Consider the following 20,093-nt stretch of genomic DNA (forward strand, 5'->3'; position numbering starts at 1 on the left):
CAACACTGCCGCACGTCCGGTGCGGCAGTCACGCTCTTACAGAGTCGGGTAGTCGGTGTAACCTTCCGCACCGCCGCCGTAGAAGCTCTCCGGGCGCTGCGGATTCAGTGGCGCATCCTGCTGCAGACGCGCTACCAGGTCCGGGTTGGCGATGAAATCGCGGCCAAAGGCCACGGCATCAATCAGGCCACGGGCGATCAGGTCGTCCGCTTTTTCCACCGTGTAAGCGCCGGCACCAACGATCACGCCCGGGAAAGCGGCACGCACTTTCTGGCGGAATGCCTCGGTGTAGGGTTTGCCGCCCGCCCAGTCAGGCTCGGACAGATGCAGGTAAGCAAGGCCACGTTTGCCCAGCTCGCTGATGTACCACAGCGCGGCCTCTTCTTCGTCCGGGCCGTTTTCCAGATTCTGGAAAGCGCCGACTGGAGAGATGCGGATACCAATGCGATCGGCTGACCAGTTGGCAATCGCCGCGTCAACCACCTCCAGCGCAAAGCGGCCGCGCTTCTCAATTGAACCGCCATACTCATCGGTACGCTGGTTGGAGTCCGGTGCCAGGAACTGATGCATCAGATAGCCGTGCGCAGAGTGCAACTCCAGCAGGTCAAAATCGGCTTCGCGAGCGTTAGCCGCCGCCTGGCCGAAATCTTTCACGATCTGCTGAATTTCCGCCACGCTCAGCGCGCGCGGCACAGAGGTATCTTCACGATAGACGCTGCCATCCGCGGCGCGCAGGGAGGTACGGGTGCCGGCAGCAATCGCCGACGGGGCAACCGGCGCCTGTCCTTCTGGCTGCACACTGTTGTGGGAGATGCGGCCTGTATGCCAGAGCTGCACGGCGCTGTGGCCGCCTGCAGCGTGAATGCCTTCGTTAATTATCTTCCACGCGGCAATTTGCGGCTGCGTGTGCAGGCCCGGCGCACCGGCGTAGCCCTTCGCCTGGAAAGAGACCTGCGTGGCTTCGGTAATGATCAAGCCTGCGCTGGCACGCTGCTGATAATACTCCGCCATCAGCGGCGTAGGGATATCGCCCGGTTCGATGCTGCGCAGGCGCGTCAGCGGGGCCATAAATACGCGGTTTGGTACGGTAATCGCGCCCACTTTCAGCGGGGAGAACAGCTGTTTACTCGCCATGATGACTCCTGTAATAGACCGGTCGTCTCGGAATGGTGTTTTTAAAAATCAGTGACTATCAAGCCACTGTTCGATGGTTTCAAGCGCCAGGCTTATGGGGCCAGACTCTCGTGAAATTTTGCTTTGCAGACTGGCGCCCAGCCACAAAAGATAACAGCGCTGCGCCAGCTGCTGCGGCGTCTGCCCGAACGGCAGAGCCTGCTCCGCGGCGACTTCTGTCAGGCAGCGGGCATAAGCGGCGATAATTGCCGATGCGCCACGCTGCAGGGCATCGCGCATCGGCTCAGAGAGATCGCACACCTCAGCAGACAACTTTACGCCCAGGCAGCCCACAATGTGGCCTTGCTCAATGAACAGCGTCTCCGCATAGCGAAAATGCTGCAGCAGGCGCTCACGCGCGGGCAGGGCCGGCTGGGTGAGTTGCTGCTCAATCTGGTGTAAAAAATTAACGAAGTAACGCTCAAGCAGCGCAACGCCAAACGCTTCTTTCGAGCGGAAATAGTGATAGAACGAGCCCTTTGGCACCTCTGCCAGCGCCAGCATTTCACTCAGGCCCATACCGGTAAAACCCCGTTGCAGGCAAACCTGCTCGCCAGTGGCGAGCAGATGTTCCCGGGTTTCGTTGCGTTGCATACTCTTATTCATGACGGGAAGATTAGTAGACCAGTCGGTCTAATGCAATCCTCAACGCGGGCTCTGGCACGATTTGATCATATCCAGCTGCGGCTGATACTGCCCGGTCTGAATGTCAAACATCCCCAGCACGGTATGAAAAAGATTATCTTGCGAGACGGCATCCTGGCTGGCCTGCCGCCGCAAACACGCCTGATCGATGTGGTAGGCGTCGGCGTAACCGGGCGACATCCACAGCAGCAGCGGGATATGCGTCTGCTGTGACGGGGCGAACAGATAGGGTGCGCCGTGCAGATACATGCCGTGTTCACCCAGCGATTCGCCGTGATCGGACAGGTAGATCAGCGCCACGTTAAAGCGATCGCTCAGGCTCTTTAGCTTATCAATGGTGCGACTAACCATATCGTCGGTATAGAGCAGAGAGTTATCGTACGTGTTGATCAGCGCCTGATGATCGCAGTCCTGAATCTGATTGCTATCACAGGTTGGGGTAAAGCGGCGGAACGCAGCGGGATAGCGCTGATAGTAGGCCGGACCGTGGCTGCCCATCTGATGCAGCACAATTATTCCGTCGTTGTGCAGGGCATCGACATAATTATCAATGCGATGCAGCAGGACATCATCAAGCAGAAGCCGTCGTGGCAGTATTGTGGCAGATGCCACTGCGTCATATCGGTATGCGGCACGCGATCGCAGGCGCCCTTACAGCCGCCGTCATTTTCGCGCCACAACACGCTTACACCGGCATGGGCGAGGATATCCAGCACGCCCTCCTGATGGTGCGCCAGGTTGGCATCATAGCGTTCGCGCGGCATGTTGGAGAACATGCACGGTACCGAGATGGCCGTTTCTGTGCCGCAGGAGCTGGCGTTGGGATAGTAGATAACCTGCTGTTTCTCCAGTTCAGGATTGGTGTCACGCGCATAGCCGCCCAGCGAAAAGTTCTCGGCGCGACCGGTTTCGCCGACCACCAGCACCACCAGCGTTTTTTTGCTTCCGGCATTGATCAGCGGACCTTTTTTCGCATCCTGGCCGATTTTAACCAGCGCCTGGCTACCCTGCAGATAGCGCTCATCGACATAGTGACCGGTACCGCTAACGATATTCGCCGGGGTGATCATCTTCACCAGCCCCTTATTGTTGCGGATCAGTGAGGCGTAATCTTTATAGAACAGCACGGCCATGAGCAGTATGACCAGCACCGCGCCCAGCGCGCCCGCCAGGCGCTGCAGTACGCTCCACCACCAGCGCTGGCCGCGTCTGATGCGTACGCTGCACACCACGACGACCGGCACGATGCCCATCAGCAGCATCCAGAGGAGGTAGCTGCGGCTCATCAGCGCCCCGGTCTCCTGAGCGTTCGATTCGAACACGTTTTCGATCATATTGGTGTCGATCACCGTGCCGAAGCTGTGCATAAAGTAGTTCGCCGCCGCGCTGACAAGGATGAGTACCACCAGCAGCGGTTTACGCACGTAGGGCCAGGTCAGCAGGGAGAACAGCAGATAAAACGCGGCGATTAGCACCACCGGCATGCTGGCCGCGAAGAGATAATCATGCAGACGGGTATAGGGGATCATCTCCCAGGCGTGCAGCAGGAAAAGTGCATTAAGTACTACGGCAAAAAACAGTGCAGCAAAAAAATTAAATCTGCCAGAGTGACACTGTAACTTAGAGATCGCTTTCATTGAATTTCATCTGAAGAACGGAATATGACAATCCTATGAATTGAAGATGAGGAAAACCTTAACCGTGTCTCAACATTCATTATTCGCTTAGCCGCCAGGACCACTCTTTAGTAAACAGGCGTAACAAAGGTTTCTGCGATTAACGACTGCACACCATAGCGCCCAAAAAAGTTTACTCCTTGCACAATGTTACTAAGCTGTTATCAATATGGGTCCAGATAGTGATTCCGGAGTAGATGTGGCAGAGCAACTAGAGTTCTTTCCCGTTCCCAGTCCTTGCCGGGGCATATGCCAGAGCGATGCCCGCGGCTATTGTCGCGGATGCCTGCGCAGTCGGGATGAGCGCTTTAACTGGATGAACTTCAGCGATGCGCAAAAACGTGAAGTGCTGCGTTTATGCCGCCAGCGCTATCTGCGTCTGCAGCGACAGCAAAAAGTGGATGAGGATCATGATCCACAACAACCGGAGCTGTTTTAAGAAACCGCAACCGTCGCTTTTCGTTATACTCCCGCTTTCGCCATATGGAATCGCGTTGAGGGAGTTCAAACATGTTACAACCGCAAGCTATCGCACCACAGGGTCCGGCATTTTCGCCTCTGATAATGGGTTACTGGCGCCTGATGGAGTGGGGCATGACACCACAGCAGCTGGTGCAGTTTATTCATCAGCATCTGTCGCTGGGGATTACCACCGTCGATCACGCCGATATCTATGGTGATTACCAGTGTGAAGCGGCCTTTGGTGATGCGCTGCGCCTCGCCCCGGCATTACGCCAGCAGCTGCAAATCGTCACCAAGTGCGGCATTGCGACCCGCGCTAAGCCTGAGCATAAAATCGGCCACTACATTACCGAAGCCAGCCACATCCTGAACAGCGCAGAGAATTCGCTGCGCCACTTCGCGACGGACTATCTCGACCTGCTGCTTATTCACCGTCCGGACCCGTTAATGGATGCCGATGAGGTAGCGGAAGCGTTTCTCCAGCTGCATCAGAGCGGTAAGGTGCGCCATTTCGGCGTCTCAAACTTTACGACCGCCCAGTTCACGCTGCTACAATCGCGTCTGCCGTTTGCACTGGTAACGAATCAGCTGGAAATTTCGCCGCTTGAGCAGTCAAGCCTGCTGGATGGCACGCTCGATCAGTGTCAGCAGAACCGTATGCGTCCGATGGCCTGGTCCTGCCTGGGCGGCGGGCGTCTGTTTAACGATCCTCATTACCAGCCCCTGCGTGATGAGCTGGCGCGCGTGCGCGAGGAGATCGGCGCCGACAACATCGAGCAGGTGGTCTATGCATGGGTAATGATGCTGCCAAGCCGGCCACTGCCGATTATCGGCTCCGGCAAAATAGCGCGTGTAAACGAAGCCGTAAAAGCCTGTGAGCGTAAACTGGATCGCCAGCAGTGGTTCCGCATTCGTAAAGCGGCCATCGGCTATGATGTCCCCTGAAGCGTAAAACTACGTCAAGCTGCGGCAGCCTGGACAAATCCGGTCCAGGCTTAGAGGAAATCAAACCCGTAAGGAGACGTTATGAAGAGAGCCCTTATTGCCGTATTGACCATCGCCTGTGCTGCCGGTGCGCATGCCGCTTCCGAAGAGGTGACACTGCATCAGGTGACTGCGCAGGGGATCGGTAAGGCGATCGGCAAAGTGACCATCAGCGAAACCCCCTATGGCTTGCAGTTTGCGCCGGCGCTCACCGGGCTGAAACCCGGCATTCATGGTTTTCATGTTCATGCCAAAGGCAGCTGTGAGCCTGGCGAATCGCAAGGTAAAACCGTTGCCGCCGGCGCGGCGGGTGGCCACCTCGACCCGAATAACACCGGTAAGCATGCAGGTCCTTACGCTGACGGCCATTTAGGCGATCTTCCTGCCCTCTATGTCACTGACGACGGCAAAGCGGACTACCCGGTCGTCGCGCCGCGCATCAAGTCGCTGAGTGAAGTCAAGGGCAAAGCGCTGATGGTGCACGTGGGAGGCGATAACCATGCCGATCATCCGCAACCGCTGGGCGGGGGTGGCGGGCGTTTCGCCTGTGGCGTGATCTGATCCTGACGGCAGCCTCCTGGCTGCCGTGACTTTTTCCGTCTGAAAAATCCTGACCCATTTTCCCGCTACTCAACGGCTTTATTCCATCCTATGATATTGATTAAGGAATAGAACTGCTCAGGAGCAGGCATGAAAACGCGTGGGATTGTGCTGTTATGTTTAGCGCTGGCAGGATGCGATCAACCCAATAACACCCAGCTGCGGCTGGAGGCGAGCCGTCAGCTGCAGCGCACCATCGATACCAACCCCTTGCGTGCCAGCTGTGAAAATATTGCCCGCGGACGTGAATGGTTAACGCCGCACACCCTGCAGCGCTTGCAGGCCAGCGGGTGTCAAAACGTCTTCCGCAGCGCAACGGAAGCCAATTTTACCAATACGGCGGTTTACCATCGCAGCATCACCGTGGTGTGCGGCGGTATCAAGGGGAGCAGTTTTACCGGCAGTACGCTTACGCGGCGCTTCATCTATTCATCTGATGAGAAAGTGCTGGTGCTGCAGCCCATGACCGAACAGGATAAAACCCGCTTTGAAGGGCAGAAAAGCCTGCAGCAGCTGCAGGATGAATTCGCCCGCCAGCAGGCGCAATACTGCCAGTAACCAGACCGCACTTCTACCCGCCGGCCTTCAGCGGGTGAATCAGCAGCCAGAAGAAGAAATCCGGCAGCACCGCTTTAAGCAGCGGCGGAAAGAGCAGTGAAGCACCGAAAACCAGGGCGGTAAGCGGCGCGGAGGCGGTCAGCCCGGTTAAGGACGCCTGTCATCATCCTTCGTTATTCCAAACGATATCTCAATAAAGCCTGAATGAGCGTGTGCCGTCTGGCCCGGGATTTGTAATTTGTCCTGTAAACTCGCAGAATAGTGTAAAATCTGGCTTGATAGCTAGCAAGCTAATTATAAGGAGATGAAATGGATACGCCGCTTGGAACAGATCTGTCTCGCCTGGTGCGCATCTGGCGCGCGTTGATCGATCAACGTCTGAAGCCGCTTGAGTTGACGCAAACCCACTGGGTGACGCTGCACAATATTCATCAACTCCCGCCAGAGCAGTCGCAAATCCAGCTGGCGAAAGCCATCGGCATCGAGCAGCCTTCGCTGGTGCGTACGCTGGATCAACTGGAAGAGAAGGGGCTGATCACCCGCGCAACCTGCGCTAACGATCGCCGCGCGAAGCGCATCAAGCTGACCCGCGAAGCAGAGCCGATCATCGAGCAGGTTGAGAACGTCATTGATGCAACGCGCGACGATATTTTGTCCGGCATCAGCCTGGAAGAGATCAATCAGATGGTGACGCTGATTGCGCGGCTGGAGAAAAACATTCTCGAACTGCAGCACCGCGAGAAATAAAAAAACCGACGCACTGGCGTCGGTTTTTTTTTATCAATCAGCTTAGCGCGGTGATACGGTCACCTGGCTACCGTTAGAGGCCATCACCACACGCTGCCCGACTGAGTAGCGGCTGGCAGCCTGTTTCTGCACCACCATGATGGTATTGCCGTCATCCTTACGGATCTCCAGCTCTACACCATCTGATTTATTCACGGCGCCCTGTACGCCCTGACCGGCTACGCCGCCCAGCACTGCACCACCGGCTGTGGCCAGACTGCGACCGGCACCGCCACCAATGGTGTTACCGAGGAAGCCACCCAGTACAGCACCGCCGATAGCACCGATGACATTGCTGTCATCGCCGCCCTGAATTTTCACCGGACGCACCGAAACCAGGGTGCCGTAAGAGACGCTCTGTACCTGCTTGGCTTCGCTGGCGCTGTAGACATCGCCGGAAAGGGTGTCGTTGTTCACGCAACCTGCCAGCGTTACACCGGCCAGGGCCACGGCTAAGAAACGCTTAATCATCAGAAAGCTCCTTAATGCAAAAAAACGCCATGTTCTCATCCTGTACTGCAAAGAGTATAAGACAGAAAGCTGGCAATTGACGCTATGTCCGAACAATACGCGGCTGGGGCGAAGCATAGACCATCACTCTTCAACAAAAATTCAATTGCACGCTGAAAATATTTTCGTGCTGGAATGCGGTGCGCAGTGCCGTCGAAAAGCGGAAATTTATCATAGAATTAGCCTGCGTAATTTGCCAGGCTAATCACAGATGAATCGCAGGCCCGAAAGAGGGCGAGGAAACGCTATGAAATCAGGACGCTATATCGGCGTGATGTCCGGCACCAGCCTTGATGGCGTCGATGTCGTACTGGCTGCTATTGACCAGAATATGGTGGCACAGCAGGCCAGTTACTGCCACCCGATGCCACCGGAGATACGCCAGCAGGTGCTGGCTATTTGCCAGGGTCAGTCACTGACGCTCTCACAGCTTGGCCAGCTCGATACGCAGCTGGGAAAACTGTTTGCTGAAGCGGTTAAGACGCTGATGCAGCAGCAGTCGCTGGAAGCCAGCGATATCATGGCGATCGGCTGTCACGGGCAGACGGTGTGGCACGAGCCACAAAGTGCCGCGCCCAATACCCTGCAGATTGGAGACAACAACCAGATTGTTGCCGCAACCGGCGTGACGGTGGTCGGTGATTTTCGCCGCCGCGATATGGCCCTGGGCGGCCAGGGCGCGCCGCTGGTGCCGGCTTTTCATCAGGCCCTGCTGATGGATAACGTGGAGCGGCGTATGGTGCTGAATATCGGCGGCATAGCGAACCTGTCGCTGCTGATCCCGGGCCAGCCGGTACGCGGATTTGATACCGGACCGGGCAATATGCTGATTGATGCCTGGATCTGGCGCAACAAGGGCTTAGCGTATGATAAAGAGGCGACCTGGGCGCGCAGCGGTAAGGTGGTACCGGCGCTGCTGGAGTCGATGCTGAGCGATCCCTGGTTTGCGCTGCCGCCGCCGAAGAGCACCGGGCGTGAGTATTTCAACCTTGGCTGGGTAGAGCGGCAGCTGCAACGCTTCCCGGCGCTGGCCGCGCAGGATGTTCAGGCCACGCTCAGTGAACTGACCGCGGTGACTATCGCGCGACAGGTGCAGCTTAACGACGGCTGCGATCGCCTCCTGGTGTGCGGCGGCGGCGGTCGTAATCCCCTGCTGATGGCGCGGCTGGCGGCGCATCTGCCGGGCACCGAGGTCAGCACCACCGATGAAGCGGGCATCAGCGGAGATGATATGGAAGCACTGGCCTTTGCCTGGCTGGCGTTTCGTACGCTTTCAGGCTTGCCCGGTAATCTGCCCGCGGTGACTGGCGCGCGTGAGATGAGCGTTCTTGGCGCCATCTACCCGGCCACGCTGCGCGTAATGCGTTAAGGAGAAGAGATGAAAAAGTGGGGACTTCTGGCGGGCGGCGTGATGCTGCTCAGCGGCTGCGGCCTGTTGCATAAGCAGGACGTTGCACCGCAAACGCTGCACTATCAGTGCGGTACCTTGCCACTCACGGTTACGCAGGATAACGCCAGACAGCAGGTGAGCTTTATTCTTGACGGTAAACCATTAACGCTGACGCAGACGGTATCAGCATCCGGGGCACGCTACAGCGACGGCACCTATGTCTTCTGGTCAAAAGGAGACGGCGCTTTTGTTGAACGTAACGACAAAATCGTGATTAATGATTGTGAACTGCAACACGCGGATCGGTCCGCCCGTTAACGAAGAGAATCAGCATGAGCGACAGTGATAGCCTGCAAAATATTGCCCACCTGCGTCGTGAATACACCCGCGGCGGGCTGCGAAGAGATAATCTGCCGGCTGCGCCGCTGGCCCTGTTTGAACAGTGGCTGCAGCAGGCGTGCGCGGCGCAGTTGCCAGATCCCACCGCCATGACGGTAGCCACCGTGGACAGCAGTGGTCAGCCTTATCAGCGCATTGTGCTACTCAAACACTACGACGATAACGGCATGGTGTTTTACACCAATCTGGGCAGCCGCAAAGCGCTGCAGCTGGCGGAGAATCCGCGCATTTCACTGCACTTCCCGTGGCATTTTCTTGAGCGTCAGGTGATGGTACTGGGCGAGGTTGAGAAGCTTTCGCCCATTGAGGTGCTCAAATACTTCCACAGCCGCCCGCGTGACAGCCAGATCGGTGCCTGGGTCTCAAAGCAGTCGAGCCGGATCTCCGCGCGTGGCGTGCTGGAGGGCAAATTCCTTGAGCTGAAACAGAAATTCCAGCAGGGCGAGGTGCCGTTGCCGAGTTTTTGGGGTGGCTTCCGCGTTAAATTCCACACCATGGAGTTCTGGCAGGGGGGCGAACATCGCCTGCATGACCGCTTCCTGTATCAGCGTGAGGGCAATGGCTGGACGATTGACCGGTTAGCCCCGTAAAACTGCGTTTTACCCCCTTTCAGCGCTGGCGCAGTCGACGTCAGCGCTTTATGCTATAGCCCTCATTTTTTTCGTATCCGCATCTCAGCGGAAAGCTGTGTACCAGCCTAGGTGCAGTCTGATCAATTTGGAGTCAGTGATGACCAGCAGTAACCTGATACAACAATTGCAAGAGAGGGGCTTAGTCGCCCAGGTAACGGACGAGGAAGCGTTAGCAGAGCGACTGGCGCAAGGGCCAATTGCACTCTATTGCGGCTTCGATCCGACCGCTGATAGCTTGCATTTGGGCCATCTGGTGCCGCTGCTCTGCCTGAAACGTTTTCAGGACGCCGGACACAAGCCGGTCGCGCTGGTGGGTGGTGCCACCGGCCTGATTGGCGATCCCAGCTTTAAAGCAGCAGAACGTAAACTCAACACCGCAGAGACCGTGGGCGAGTGGGTTGAAAAGATCCGCCATCAGGTTGCGCCGTTCCTCAGCTTTGACTGCGGCGATAACAGCGCCATCGCGGCCAATAACTATGACTGGTTTGGCGGCATGAACGTGCTGACTTTCCTGCGTGATATCGGCAAACACTTCTCGGTTAACCAGATGATCAACCGTGAAGCGGTAAAGATGCGCCTGAACCGTGAAGATCAAGGGATCTCTTACACCGAATTCTCCTACAACCTGTTACAGGGCTATGACTTCGCCGAGCTGAACAAGCGCCACGATGTGGTGCTGCAGATTGGCGGCTCCGATCAGTGGGGCAACATCACGTCCGGCATCGATTTGACGCGCCGTCTCAACCAGCAGCAGGCGTGGGGCCTGACAGTCCCGCTGATCACTAAATCAGACGGCACCAAGTTCGGTAAAACCGAGGGCGGAGCGGTCTGGCTGGATGCGAAGAAAACCAGCCCGTACAAGTTCTACCAGTTCTGGATCAACACGGCGGATGCCGATGTTTACCGCTTCCTTAAGTTCTTCACCTTCATGAGCATTGAAGAGATCAATGCGCTGGAAGAAGAGGACAAAAACAGTGGTAAAGCGCCGCGTGCCCAGTACGTGCTGGCGGAGCAGGTGACGCGTCTGGTGCATGGCGAGAACGGCCTGACTGCCGCGAAGCGTATTACCGAAAGCCTCTTCTCCGGCAGCCTGAGTGATATGACCGAAGCGGACTTCGAGCAGCTGGCGCAGGACGGTATGCCCACCATTACCCTGAATGCGGACGACGATCTGCAGCAGGCGCTGGTGGCAGCAGAGCTGGTGCCTTCACGCGGTCAGGCACGCACCATGATCAACTCTAATGCCGTAACCCTTAACGGCGAAAAGCAATCTGATGCCGAGTATCGCTTCAGCGACAGCGACAAACTGTTTGGTCGCTTTACGCTGCTGCGTCGCGGCAAAAAACACTACTGCCTGATTAACTGGCAGTAAGGTGCAAGGGCCGGTGACCGGCCCTTTTTTCATGGCAAGGCAGTTCAGGGTAACAATGAAAAATATCCTCGCAATTCAGTCCCACGTGGTTTACGGCCATGCTGGCAACAGCGCCGCCGAATTTCCGATGCGCCGCATGGGCGCAAACGTTTGGCCGCTCAATACCGTGCAGTTTTCTAACCATACCCAATACGGTCACTGGACCGGCACCGTGATGCCCGCCACGCACCTGACCGATATCGTCAAAGGCATTGCTGCGATCGACCGCCTCAAAACCTGTGACGCGGTGCTCAGCGGCTATCTGGGCTCGGCCGAGCAGGGCGAGCAGATTCTGGAGATCGTCCGTCAGGTGAAAGCGGCGAATCCGGAGGCGTGGTTCTTCTGCGATCCGGTGATGGGCCATCCGGAGAAGGGCTGTATTGTCGCGCCGGGCGTGGCCGAGTTTCACTGCAAGCAGGCGATGCCGGCCAGCGATCTGATTGCACCGAATCTGCTGGAGCTGGAGATGCTGAGCGGCCATGACGTGGCAAACGTTGAGCAGGCAGTGATTGCCGCGCGCGCGCTGATTGCCCAGGGGCCGAAAGTGGTACTGGTAAAACATCTGGCACGCGCGGGACGCCGTAGCGATCGCTTTGAGATGCTGCTGGTGACCGCCGATGAGTGCTGGCACATTAGCCGCCCGCTGGTGGATTTTGGCGTACGTCAGCCGGTTGGCGTGGGCGATTTGACCAGCGGTCTGCTGCTGGTGGATCTGCTGCACGGCAAATCGTTACAGGATGCGCTGGAGCATGTGACGGCGGCAGTGTATGAAGTAATGCTGAAAACCCACGAGATGGGTGAATATGAGCTGCAGCTGGTGGCCGCCCAGGATGCGATTGCGCAACCGGTACAGCACTTTACAGCAGAGAAGCTCTAATCCTGCTGCGTCGTGCTATCCCGCACGGCGCGGTTGTTGCGATAACCGCGCCGCCCTCGCTGCAGCTCACTCTCCGGGCCGCAGCGATCTGTTAACAGGCTGTTTTACGCTAACCCTTCTGCTTTCAGTGCCGCCTGCACCGCCGGCCGCTCAGCCACGCGCGTAAACCAGGCCTCAAGGGCATCAAGCCCCTCAAGATTGAGTTTGATAGCTTTCGCCCAGCGCGTTACCACAAACAGATAAGCATCAGCGACAGTAAAACGCAGGCCCATCAGCCACTGCTTGTCCTGCAGTGCCTCATTCACCACCTGGTATTTTTTCTCCAGCTGCGCACGCGCAATGGCTTTGTACTCCTCCGGCGTGTCAGGACGGAACAGCGGTGAGAAGGTTTTATGCAGTTCGCTGCTGACAAAGCTCAGCCACTCCAGCGTGTGGTAACGCGTCAGGCTGCCGGTGGGCGCCAGCAGATTGCGATCCGGCTTCTGATCCGCCAGATACTGCACAATGGCCACGCCTTCGGTCAGCAGGGTGCCATCATCAAATTGCAGCGCCGGCACCTGGCCTTTCGGGTTGATCTGCCAGTAGTCTTCACCCTGTTCGGTTAATTTTTTCTGCAGGTCAACGTTCACCTGCGTGAAGTCCAGCCCGCATTCACGCGCAACGATATGCGGTGACAGCGAACAGGCACCAGGCTTGCAATAGAGTTTCATCATGGCTTCTCCAGGATTGTCGTTGTGAACAGCAGTGTAAAACTGCCAAATAATTTATCCGTGACTGCGTTCAGGAATTGCAGTCCTGCTTCAGAAATTCATCGGCCAGGGAGAGCCGTGGCGGCAGCGCCTCAAGCGCAAAGTCCCAAAAACGGCGCACTTTTGGCGCCATGTTTTTCACCCGCTGCGCCACCAGGTTAACCGGCAGCGGCGCCGGTTCCCACTCTGGCAGGAGACGCACCAGCGCGCCGGACTGCAGATCATCAATGACCTGATAGGAGAGCAGGCGACCAATGCCCTGACCGTTGCGCAGGGCATCCAGCTGGCTGGCGATGTCATTTACCCGCAGGCGTGGCGTGATGCGCACGCGCAGATCCTGCATAAAGCGCCATTCGCGCGTATGGCGCACGCCAGTGACCAGCGCATGCCGGCTGAGCTCTGCCGGATGCGAGGGTTCGCCCGCCTGTTGCAGATAGGCCGGGCTGGCGACCAGCATCGAACGTACGTCACCCACTTTGCGCGCCACCATCGACGAGTCCTGGAGCGCGCCAATGCGTACTGCAATATCGAGCCCGTTCTCAATCAGGTCCTGGTAGCTGTCGTGGAGGATCAGTTCAATCTGGATCTCTGCATGCTGCTGCAGAAAAGCGTTAACCAGGGGCATCACATGGCGGCGCCCACACATTACGGGCGCGGTGATACGCAGCAGGCCGTGCATGCCGCTGTGATGGGCGCTATCCAGCGCGCTTTGATAATCAGCGAGCAGCTGACGCGCCTGCTCAAACAGCTGCCAGCCGGTCTCTGTCGGTGCCAGCTGGCGCGTCGTACGTTCAATCAGCGTGGTGCCAAAGCGCGCTTCCAGCGCGTTCAGCGTGCGGGTTATCACCGGCGGTGAGCGTTGTAGCACCCGTGCTGCACCGGCAAGACTGCCTTGCTGGACGACGGCCACGAAGACCTGCATTTCGTCAAATCTGTCCATGTGACTTCCGTGAGTGATCTGCAGCGCGCAGCGATGCTGCTTAAACTACAAGGGAAAAGCGGTGAAGTGAAGGAGATATAGCGAGTCGCAGCTGCAGGGGATCGTTTTTCATCCACCGCATCACTGGCGCGTAAAACGGGCAGATGTCACGGAGTGGCGACCCGTCAGGGCCGCCAGAAACAGGAATTACTGATTCGCGTTGGCGCGTTTCAGCTCAGCTGAGGCATCGCTCTGCGTCATGCGGTTCAGCAGCGGGGCGGTAATCAGCATCAGCAGCGCAATCACGCCGGTTGCAATACCAATCTGCTGGAACACCTGGCTGTACACGGCCAGCGACGCGTGCGGATCGGTCACGTTCTCCGGCACCGCCATCAGGTTAGCCACTTTACCGGCGATCATGCTGCGCCTGCGGTGGTCAGGAACCAGGAGCCCATAATGAAGCCCATCAGACGCTGCGGTACCAGCTGTGCCACCATCGCCAGGCCAAGCCCTGAGATCATCAGCTCACCAATACTCTGCAGCGCATAGCTCAGGATCAGCCAGTTAACGGAGACGATACCGGCATCGCTGGCAAATTTGGCGCCGAACGGCAGCACCAGGAACGCAGCGGAGCACAGTACCATACCAATGGCAAATTTGTGCGGCATCGGCAGTTTATCGCCAAGCTTGTTATACACCGCGGCCAGAACCGGACTGGCAACCATAATCCAGAACGGGTTCAGCGCCTGGAACTGCTCTGGCTCGAAGGTGATGCCCAGGATTGCATGCTCAACGTTGCGAATCGCAAAGAAGTTCAGTGAGGTAGGCATCTGCATATACAGTACGAAGAACACAATGGCTTCAACCATCAGCAGGAAGGCCACAATCATCTTACGACGTGCCGCGCCCTGCAGCGCAAAGGCCTCTTTAGCAAAAATCAGCACGATGCCAACGGCGACCACGCCCAGCGTGATGCGGGCAATGCTCTGGTGGTGCAGCAGCCAGGTTGCCAGGGCAACCAGCACCACAACGCCAACCAGCGTCATCAGCAGCTTACCGACCTGCAGCGGCGCGAAATCCGGCTTAGAGCCGTAGTTTTTCACCAGACGCTGGCAGAACAGGAAGTTCAGCAGGGTAATTACCAGGCCGACCACGGAGAGCGAGAAGGCCGCACCCCAGCCATACTTCGCCGCCAGCCACGGTGTCAGCATCATGGAGAAGAGGGAACCGATGTTGATCGACATGTAGAACATGGTGAATGCACCGTCGATACGCGGATCGTCTTTCTCATAGCAGGTAGAGAGCAGCGAAGAGGGGTTGGCTTTAAACAGGCCGCTACCCACCGCAATGGTCGCCATACCGACATACACCATGGTGGTGTCATGACCGGAGAAGGCGATCAGAGCGTAACCCAGCGCCAGAACAATCACGCCAAGCACAATCACGCGCTTAGTGCCCAGCACTTTATCGCCCAGCCAGCCGCCAATCGCGACCAGGCCATAGACCAGTGCGCTGAACGAGGTAAACAGAGTAATGGAGTCCGCTTCGGACATGCCCAGCTGTTTCACCAGGTAAACCGCCATGATGGCTTGCAGACCGTAGAAACCGAAACGTTCCCACAGTTCGATGGAGAAGATCAGATAGAACGCTTTCGGTTGCTTGAAGGCGTTGAGGCTTACCGCCTCATCAGTGTGTTTGTTTGCAGTTGACACGAGTACCTCAGTTTATACATCGCCTGTTTTGCGACAGGAATTAAGTCTGCGTCGGGCTGGGTAGTCCCGCGCAACATTGTTATTAGATAGGAAAAACGCGGCCTAATTTGGCTGAATCAGCCCGGCAGGGCAAGCATTTTTTGCACGCTGAAATAGTTGTTACTGTCAGGGTTAAAACCATTATAAAAAGTTGTAAGTCAGTGTTAAATATTACTGGCCAGCATTATATCAGGAGAAAGCGTTTTACCGGAGATCGCAAAGTCTGTTTTTACGATATAAACCGCCTTTGCGGCTTTTCGCAGAACATATCGCTACAGATGGATATTTATCCCTTTTATGACACCAGAAATGGTCATGTTTTGAGCTTAACTGGCTGTTCGGTGAGCAGAATAGGCTGTCAAAAGATTCCGGATAGCTAAATAGTTGATCCTGCGCACAGAATGGCGAATTAATTAAAAGGGTAAAAGAAGAAAGCGTTTGCGTAGCCCCCTTTTGCCCAACATTTCATCGCCTGAAGAGACGCTTTGCCACATAACCGGCAGGTAAAGTGAACAATAAGCCACCGCCCAAAAGTCCTCTGTTTCCAGTCGTCCCGCTTTCGACAGCCCGACCATTTTGCTGTAACCTCGGTTTTTCCCTGAAAGGATGTCACCATGCCGCAGTCCGTTCGTGTCGCTTTAGTTGGCGACTACCGTGCCAGTGCCGTTGCGCATCAGGCTATACCTCCCGCGATACAACTCGCCGCCCAAACACTCTCACTGCAGGTTACCGCCGACTGGATTGCCACAGCGGAGCTGGACCAGCACAGCCTGGACGATTACGCCGCGGTGTGGGTTGTGCCGGGCAGTCCATATCAAAACGATGAAGGTGTCTTTGCCGCTATCCGGCAGGCGCGGGAGAACGCAATTCCTTTTCTCGGGTCATGCGGAGGGTTTCAGTACGCCGTTCTGGAGTATGCACGTAGCGTGTTGGGCTGGGACGATGCCAGTCATGCTGAGACAGATGAAGCGGGGCGCTGGGTCATTGCGCCGCTGGCATGCTCGCTGGTGGAACAACGCGGTGAGGTAACCTTTCGGCCCGGCTCACGCATTGCACAGGCCTATGGTGCGCTGCGTAGCGATGAAGGGTATCACTGTAACTTTGGCGTGAATCCGCAGTTCAGTGATGCGCTGGCCAGCCGGGATCTTGCGATTACTTCGTGGGATAGAGAGGGCGATGTGCGGGGCATAGAGCTGAACGATCACCCGTTCTTTGTCGCCACGCTATTTCAGTCAGAGCGTGCGGCGCTGCAGAATCGCCTGTCGCCGCTGGTGGTTGCCTGGCTTCAGGCAGCGTTGCACGCCAGATAATAAACAAGTCGCCTTAATGGCGTCATACCGTTCAGGTAAGTTTTGAGTTCGCCTGCGCACCCTTCGTAGCGACGCGATTCATTGCGTTGCTACGGAGTGTCATTTTTGGCGTCATACTCACAGAGATCTTCGATCAGACACGAGCCGCAGCGTGGCTTGCGCGCCACGCAGGTATAGCGCCCGTGCAGGATCAGCCAGTGATGGCAATCCACTTTAAAGGCCGGCGGTACCACCTTCAGCAGTTTCTCTTCTACCTCTTCCACGTTCTTACCCGGCGCAAAGCGCGTACGGTTGCTGACGCGAAAAATATGGGTATCGACAGCGATCGTCGGCCAGCCAAAGGCCGTATTCAGCACCACATTGGCCGTCTTACGCCCGACGCCGGGCAGTGCCTCCAGCGCCGCACGATCCTCCGGCACCTCGCCGCCATGCTGCTCCAGCAAAATACGGCAGGTTTTGATGACGTTTTCCGCTTTACTGTTAAACAGGCCGATGGTTTTGATGTACTCCTTTACGCCATCCACGCCAAGCGCCATTATCGCGGCAGGCGTGTTAGCCACCGGATAGAGCTTAGCGGTCGCTTTATTGACGCTCACATCCGTGGCCTGTGCGGAGAGCAGCACCGCAATCAGTAACTCAAAAGGCGAGCTAAAATTGAGCTCGGTGGTCGGGTGCGGGTTCTCGTCACGCAGTCGCGTGAGAATCTGCAGGCGCTTCTCTTTATTCACACTGCCTTCCCGGTTTCACCGTGCGGCAGGGCATCAGCTGCGGCGGCACGCAGAGCCGCGCGCTGTTTCATCTTCTGGTCGATCAGGTATTTACCCGCCAGCAGCATGCCCAGGCCGATAAACGCGCCCGGTGGCAGCATAGCCAGCAGCATCGGTGAATCAAAATGCACCACCTCAATGCGCAGTGCTTTTGCCCACGGGCCCAGCAGCTGATCGGCGCCGTTAAACAGCGTGCCGCTGCCAATCAGTTCACGGATTGAACCCAGCGTCACCATCGCGCAGGTGGCGCCCATACCGATGGCAAAGCCATCCAGGGCGGCCAGCGGAATGCTGCTTTTGGAAGCCACCGCTTCGGCGCGGCCCACGACGATACAGTTGGTGACGATCAGCGGAATAAAGATGCCAAGCGACTGATAGAGACCATAAGCATATGCGTTGATCAACATCTGTACGCAGCTCACCACCGAGGCGATGATCATCACGTAGATCGGGATACGGATCTCCGCCGGCACCCAGCGGCGCGAGGCAGAGATCGCGCTATTGGTGATGGTTAACACCAGCGTAGTGGCCAGGCCAAGGCCCAGCGCGTTGGTGGCGGTTGAGGTAACCGCCAGCAGCGGACACAGGCCGAGCAGCTGCACCAACGCGGAGTTGTTCTTCCACAGTCCGCCAACCAGTAAGTTCTTTGCTTCACTCATGGTGTCTCTCCACATTCAGGCAGCGAAGTGAGTTTCGCTGGCAGCGTTTCAATCAGTAGCGCGGTGCGTTTGGTGGCGTTGACCACGGCGCGCGGCGTAATGGTGGCGCCGGTAAACTGGTCAAACTCGCCGCCATCTTTCTTCACCGCAAACTGCGTATCGTCTGCGCCGTGCACCACTTTGCCGTTAAAGCTGTTGATCCAGTCAGAGATACGCAGCTCGATTTTGTCGCCCAGGCCCGGGGTTTCATGATGCTCAATAACGCGCACGCCCAGCACTTTACCGTGAAAATCAGCGCCGACCAGCATCTGAATCGCGCCAGAGTAGCCGTCCGGTGCGGTAGTCTCCAGCGCCGCGGCCACCGGCTGGCCGCCTTTGCGCGCCAGGTAGAGCGCATGCGGTTTAGCGTTGCCGAGCGCGGCGGCATCGGTAACCAGGTAACACTCCTGCTGAATCGCGTTATCGTACAGCGCCGTGGGCACCACCTGATCCAGCAGGATCTTCTGCTGCAGGGCGGTCTGGTGCTCTACGGTAGGCTTGGTGACGTAGTTAACGATAGCCGTCACGCCCGTGGTGATCACCGCAAACATGCCCAGCGTGACCGCATTTTTACGAATTGCATCAAGCATCTGTCAATCCCTGCGATGGCCGTAAACGCGCGGCTGGGTGTAGTAATCAATCAGCGGCACACAAATATTAGCCAGGATAACGGCGAAGGCCACACCGTCCGGATAGCCGCCAAAGCTGCGAATCAGCCACACCAGTAAGCCAATCAGCGCGCCATATACCAGCCGACCGCGGTTGGTGGTAGAGGCGGTAACCGGATCGGTGGCGATAAAGAAGGCCCCAAGCATGGTGGCCCCCGAGAACAGGTGAATCAGCGGCGAGTTGAGAGCCTCCGGCGAAAACAGCCAGCCCAGCGTGGCGCAGAAAGCCAGCGCAGCCAGGAAGCTGACCGGGATGTGCCAGCGAATCGCCCCCTTTGCCAGCAGCAGCATGCCGCCCAGCAGATACCCGAGGTTGACCCACTGCCAGCCCAGACCGGCCAGCACGCCACTGTAAATGGGCTGCGCCAGCAGCTGCTCAGCGCTATGGCCGGCGCGCAGTCCGGTTTTGAAGGTGTCCAGCGGGGTCGCCTGGCTCACGCCATCCACGCCCAGCTGCAGCTGCTGCATAGTTTCACCGGCCAGCGTGTGGTTGGTAAAGATCATGCTCAGCGAATCCAGCAGGCCGGGTTTAACCGCCTGCAGCGCTTCAGGCGGCATCCAGCTGGTCATCTGTACCGGGAAGGAGATCAGCAGCACCACATAACCGACCATGGCCGGGTTAAACGGGTTCTGGCCGAGACCGCCGTAGAGCTGTTTGGCGATCACAATGGCAAATACCGTGCCCAGCACCACCAGCCACCACGGCGCCAGCGGCGGCAGGCTGATACCCAGCAGCAGCGCCGTCAGCAGGGCGGAGTTATCAGAGAGCGTCGGCACCACCGGCGTTTTACGCAGCCGCAGAATAGCCGCTTCGCTTACCCATGCGGTGCCGGCAGCCAGCAGAACCTGAATCAGAAAGCCAATGCCAAAGAAATACCACTGCGCGGCCATGCCGGGCAGCGCGGCCAGCACCACCAGCAGCATGATATTGCCGGTGCTGCGGCGGTTGTGGGTATAAGGCGAACTTGCAATGCGAAAAGCCATTTATTCCTCAGTCGTCGAAGGCTGCTGCTGCGCTTTACGCGCTTTGGCACGGGCGACCGCAGCGGCAATCGCCGCTTTGCGTGGGTCGGCGGGTTCAGGAGAGGCAGCAGCCTCCACTTCAGGGGATTCTGCGGCGGGCTCCGG

20 protein-coding genes and 3 pseudogenes are annotated in these 20,093 nt (G+C 57.4%); 11 read left to right on the forward strand and 12 right to left on the reverse strand.

Annotation, left to right across the window (positions count from 1 at the left end; all coding sequences use genetic code 11):
* Window positions 1-36: 36 nt before the first annotated feature.
* The 3 genes and pseudogenes from nemA to eptA all read right to left on the reverse strand — a co-directional run bounded on the left by nemA (window position 37) and on the right by eptA (window position 3,455).
* Window positions 37-1,134 (reverse strand): alkene reductase, encoded by a 1,098-nt coding sequence (nemA, locus tag HA48_RS06570; protein ID WP_128600308.1) that lies wholly within the window; start codon window positions 1,132-1,134, stop codon window positions 37-39.
* 48 nt (window positions 1,135-1,182) lie between these two features.
* Complete coding sequence (locus tag HA48_RS06575) at window positions 1,183-1,779, reverse strand: TetR/AcrR family transcriptional regulator (RefSeq protein ID WP_128600309.1); 597 nt, start codon at window positions 1,777-1,779, stop codon at window positions 1,183-1,185.
* A gap of 39 nt (window positions 1,780-1,818) precedes the next feature.
* Window positions 1,819-3,455, reverse strand: a pseudogene (gene eptA, locus HA48_RS06580) (phosphoethanolamine transferase EptA).
* Window positions 3,456-3,693: 238 nt separating this feature from the next.
* Between eptA and HA48_RS06585 the strand changes: the two are divergent.
* The 4 genes from HA48_RS06585 (at window position 3,694) to HA48_RS06600 (ending at window position 6,098) form a co-directional block, all read left to right on the forward strand.
* Window positions 3,694-3,933 carry a DUF1289 domain-containing protein gene (locus HA48_RS06585; protein ID WP_128600310.1) on the forward strand — a complete coding sequence of 80 codons (240 nt, stop codon included), beginning with the start codon at window positions 3,694-3,696 and terminating at the stop codon, window positions 3,931-3,933.
* Window positions 3,934-4,004: 71 nt separating this feature from the next.
* A complete protein-coding gene (locus tag HA48_RS06590; RefSeq protein ID WP_128600311.1) occupies window positions 4,005-4,901 on the forward strand; it encodes an aldo/keto reductase in 897 nt (298 codons plus the stop codon).
* A gap of 81 nt (window positions 4,902-4,982) precedes the next feature.
* Window positions 4,983-5,501 (forward strand): superoxide dismutase family protein, encoded by a 519-nt coding sequence (gene sodC / locus HA48_RS06595; protein WP_128600312.1) that lies wholly within the window; start codon window positions 4,983-4,985, stop codon window positions 5,499-5,501.
* Between the two features lie 129 nt (window positions 5,502-5,630).
* Window positions 5,631-6,098, forward strand: coding sequence for a hypothetical protein (locus tag HA48_RS06600; RefSeq protein ID WP_128600313.1), 468 nt, complete (start codon window positions 5,631-5,633; stop codon window positions 6,096-6,098).
* A gap of 34 nt (window positions 6,099-6,132) precedes the next feature.
* Here HA48_RS06600 and HA48_RS22920 read toward each other — a convergent pair.
* Window positions 6,133-6,240, reverse strand: a pseudogene (locus tag HA48_RS22920) (DUF1656 domain-containing protein); the annotation flags it as partial.
* Window positions 6,241-6,407: 167 nt separating this feature from the next.
* Between HA48_RS22920 and slyA the strand changes: the two are divergent.
* Window positions 6,408-6,845 carry a transcriptional regulator SlyA gene (gene slyA / locus HA48_RS06605; protein WP_128600314.1) on the forward strand — a complete coding sequence of 146 codons (438 nt, stop codon included), beginning with the start codon at window positions 6,408-6,410 and terminating at the stop codon, window positions 6,843-6,845.
* Between the two features lie 42 nt (window positions 6,846-6,887).
* On the opposite strand, the gene slyB is transcribed toward slyA, so the two are convergent.
* Window positions 6,888-7,355: an outer membrane lipoprotein SlyB gene (gene slyB, locus HA48_RS06610; protein ID WP_128600315.1), complete on the reverse strand. Its 468-nt coding sequence runs from the start codon at window positions 7,353-7,355 to the stop codon at window positions 6,888-6,890.
* Between the two features lie 286 nt (window positions 7,356-7,641).
* Here slyB and anmK point away from each other — a divergent pair, with 286 nt between their 5' ends.
* From anmK to pdxY, 5 genes are all read left to right on the forward strand, one after another.
* On the forward strand, window positions 7,642-8,763 hold the full coding sequence (gene anmK, locus HA48_RS06615; RefSeq protein WP_128600316.1) for an anhydro-N-acetylmuramic acid kinase: 1,122 nt from the start codon (window positions 7,642-7,644) through the stop codon (window positions 8,761-8,763).
* Window positions 8,764-8,772: 9 nt separating this feature from the next.
* The gene (locus HA48_RS06620; RefSeq protein ID WP_128600317.1) at window positions 8,773-9,102 is read left to right on the forward strand and encodes an MliC family protein; all 330 of its coding nucleotides are present in this window, start codon (window positions 8,773-8,775) and stop codon (window positions 9,100-9,102) included.
* Between the two features lie 14 nt (window positions 9,103-9,116).
* Complete coding sequence (gene pdxH, locus HA48_RS06625; protein WP_128600318.1) at window positions 9,117-9,773, forward strand: pyridoxamine 5'-phosphate oxidase; 657 nt, start codon at window positions 9,117-9,119, stop codon at window positions 9,771-9,773.
* 139 nt (window positions 9,774-9,912) lie between these two features.
* Window positions 9,913-11,187, forward strand: a complete 1,275-nt coding sequence (gene tyrS / locus HA48_RS06630; RefSeq protein WP_128600319.1) for a tyrosine--tRNA ligase — start codon at window positions 9,913-9,915, stop codon at window positions 11,185-11,187.
* A gap of 55 nt (window positions 11,188-11,242) precedes the next feature.
* Window positions 11,243-12,103, forward strand: coding sequence for a pyridoxal kinase PdxY (gene pdxY / locus HA48_RS06635; RefSeq protein ID WP_128600320.1), 861 nt, complete (start codon window positions 11,243-11,245; stop codon window positions 12,101-12,103).
* A 104-nt stretch (window positions 12,104-12,207) separates the two neighbouring features.
* Here pdxY and gstA read toward each other — a convergent pair whose 3' ends face one another.
* The 3 genes and pseudogenes from gstA to dtpA form a co-directional block, all read right to left on the reverse strand.
* Window positions 12,208-12,813 carry a glutathione transferase GstA gene (gene gstA, locus HA48_RS06640; protein ID WP_208613111.1) on the reverse strand — a complete coding sequence of 202 codons (606 nt, stop codon included), beginning with the start codon at window positions 12,811-12,813 and terminating at the stop codon, window positions 12,208-12,210.
* A gap of 70 nt (window positions 12,814-12,883) precedes the next feature.
* Window positions 12,884-13,792: a LysR family transcriptional regulator gene (locus HA48_RS06645; RefSeq protein WP_128600322.1), complete on the reverse strand. Its 909-nt coding sequence runs from the start codon at window positions 13,790-13,792 to the stop codon at window positions 12,884-12,886.
* Between the two features lie 186 nt (window positions 13,793-13,978).
* Window positions 13,979-15,483, reverse strand: a pseudogene (gene dtpA / locus HA48_RS06650) (dipeptide/tripeptide permease DtpA).
* 653 nt (window positions 15,484-16,136) lie between these two features.
* Here dtpA and HA48_RS06655 point away from each other — a divergent pair.
* On the forward strand, window positions 16,137-16,832 hold the full coding sequence (locus HA48_RS06655) for a CTP synthase C-terminal region-related (seleno)protein (RefSeq protein WP_128600323.1): 696 nt from the start codon (window positions 16,137-16,139) through the stop codon (window positions 16,830-16,832).
* A gap of 89 nt (window positions 16,833-16,921) precedes the next feature.
* On the opposite strand, the gene nth is transcribed toward HA48_RS06655, so the two are convergent.
* Genes nth through rsxD form a run of 4 tightly spaced genes read right to left on the reverse strand, consistent with a single transcriptional unit; the run spans window position 16,922 to window position 19,949 of the window.
* The gene (nth, locus tag HA48_RS06660; RefSeq protein WP_128600324.1) at window positions 16,922-17,560 is read right to left on the reverse strand and encodes an endonuclease III; all 639 of its coding nucleotides are present in this window, start codon (window positions 17,558-17,560) and stop codon (window positions 16,922-16,924) included.
* Complete coding sequence (locus tag HA48_RS06665; protein ID WP_128600325.1) at window positions 17,557-18,258, reverse strand: electron transport complex subunit E; 702 nt, start codon at window positions 18,256-18,258, stop codon at window positions 17,557-17,559. Before HA48_RS06665 ends, nth begins: the two co-directional genes overlap by 4 nt.
* The gene (gene rsxG / locus HA48_RS06670; RefSeq protein WP_128600326.1) at window positions 18,255-18,887 is read right to left on the reverse strand and encodes an electron transport complex subunit RsxG; all 633 of its coding nucleotides are present in this window, start codon (window positions 18,885-18,887) and stop codon (window positions 18,255-18,257) included. The genes HA48_RS06665 and rsxG overlap by 4 nt, the downstream gene beginning before the upstream one ends.
* Before the next feature lie 3 nt (window positions 18,888-18,890).
* Window positions 18,891-19,949, reverse strand: a complete 1,059-nt coding sequence (gene rsxD / locus HA48_RS06675) for an electron transport complex subunit RsxD (protein WP_128600327.1) — start codon at window positions 19,947-19,949, stop codon at window positions 18,891-18,893.
* Window positions 19,950-20,093: the final 144 nt, after the last annotated feature.

The sequence above is a fragment of the Pantoea wallisii genome (genome assembly GCF_002095485.1).
Taxonomy (GTDB): Bacteria; Pseudomonadota; Gammaproteobacteria; order Enterobacterales; family Enterobacteriaceae; genus Pantoea; species Pantoea wallisii.

Coding starts and splice junctions, on each gene's coding strand:
- nemA (WP_128600308.1), bottom strand. CDS start 1,134: ATGGCGAGTAAACAGCTGTTCTCCCCGCTGAAAGTGGGCGCGATTACC.
- HA48_RS06575 (WP_128600309.1), bottom strand. CDS start 1,779: ATGAATAAGAGTATGCAACGCAACGAAACCCGGGAACATCTGCTCGCC.
- HA48_RS06590 (WP_128600311.1), top strand. CDS start 4,005: ATGTTACAACCGCAAGCTATCGCACCACAGGGTCCGGCATTTTCGCCT.
- sodC (WP_128600312.1), top strand. CDS start 4,983: ATGAAGAGAGCCCTTATTGCCGTATTGACCATCGCCTGTGCTGCCGGT.
- HA48_RS06600 (WP_128600313.1), top strand. CDS start 5,631: ATGAAAACGCGTGGGATTGTGCTGTTATGTTTAGCGCTGGCAGGATGC.
- slyA (WP_128600314.1), top strand. CDS start 6,408: ATGGATACGCCGCTTGGAACAGATCTGTCTCGCCTGGTGCGCATCTGG.
- slyB (WP_128600315.1), bottom strand. CDS start 7,355: ATGATTAAGCGTTTCTTAGCCGTGGCCCTGGCCGGTGTAACGCTGGCA.
- anmK (WP_128600316.1), top strand. CDS start 7,642: ATGAAATCAGGACGCTATATCGGCGTGATGTCCGGCACCAGCCTTGAT.
- HA48_RS06620 (WP_128600317.1), top strand. CDS start 8,773: ATGAAAAAGTGGGGACTTCTGGCGGGCGGCGTGATGCTGCTCAGCGGC.
- pdxH (WP_128600318.1), top strand. CDS start 9,117: ATGAGCGACAGTGATAGCCTGCAAAATATTGCCCACCTGCGTCGTGAA.
- tyrS (WP_128600319.1), top strand. CDS start 9,913: ATGACCAGCAGTAACCTGATACAACAATTGCAAGAGAGGGGCTTAGTC.
- pdxY (WP_128600320.1), top strand. CDS start 11,243: ATGAAAAATATCCTCGCAATTCAGTCCCACGTGGTTTACGGCCATGCT.
- gstA (WP_208613111.1), bottom strand. CDS start 12,813: ATGAAACTCTATTGCAAGCCTGGTGCCTGTTCGCTGTCACCGCATATC.
- HA48_RS06645 (WP_128600322.1), bottom strand. CDS start 13,792: ATGGACAGATTTGACGAAATGCAGGTCTTCGTGGCCGTCGTCCAGCAA.
- HA48_RS06655 (WP_128600323.1), top strand. CDS start 16,137: ATGCCGCAGTCCGTTCGTGTCGCTTTAGTTGGCGACTACCGTGCCAGT.
- HA48_RS06665 (WP_128600325.1), bottom strand. CDS start 18,258: ATGAGTGAAGCAAAGAACTTACTGGTTGGCGGACTGTGGAAGAACAAC.
- rsxG (WP_128600326.1), bottom strand. CDS start 18,887: ATGCTTGATGCAATTCGTAAAAATGCGGTCACGCTGGGCATGTTTGCG.
- rsxD (WP_128600327.1), bottom strand. CDS start 19,949: ATGGCTTTTCGCATTGCAAGTTCGCCTTATACCCACAACCGCCGCAGC.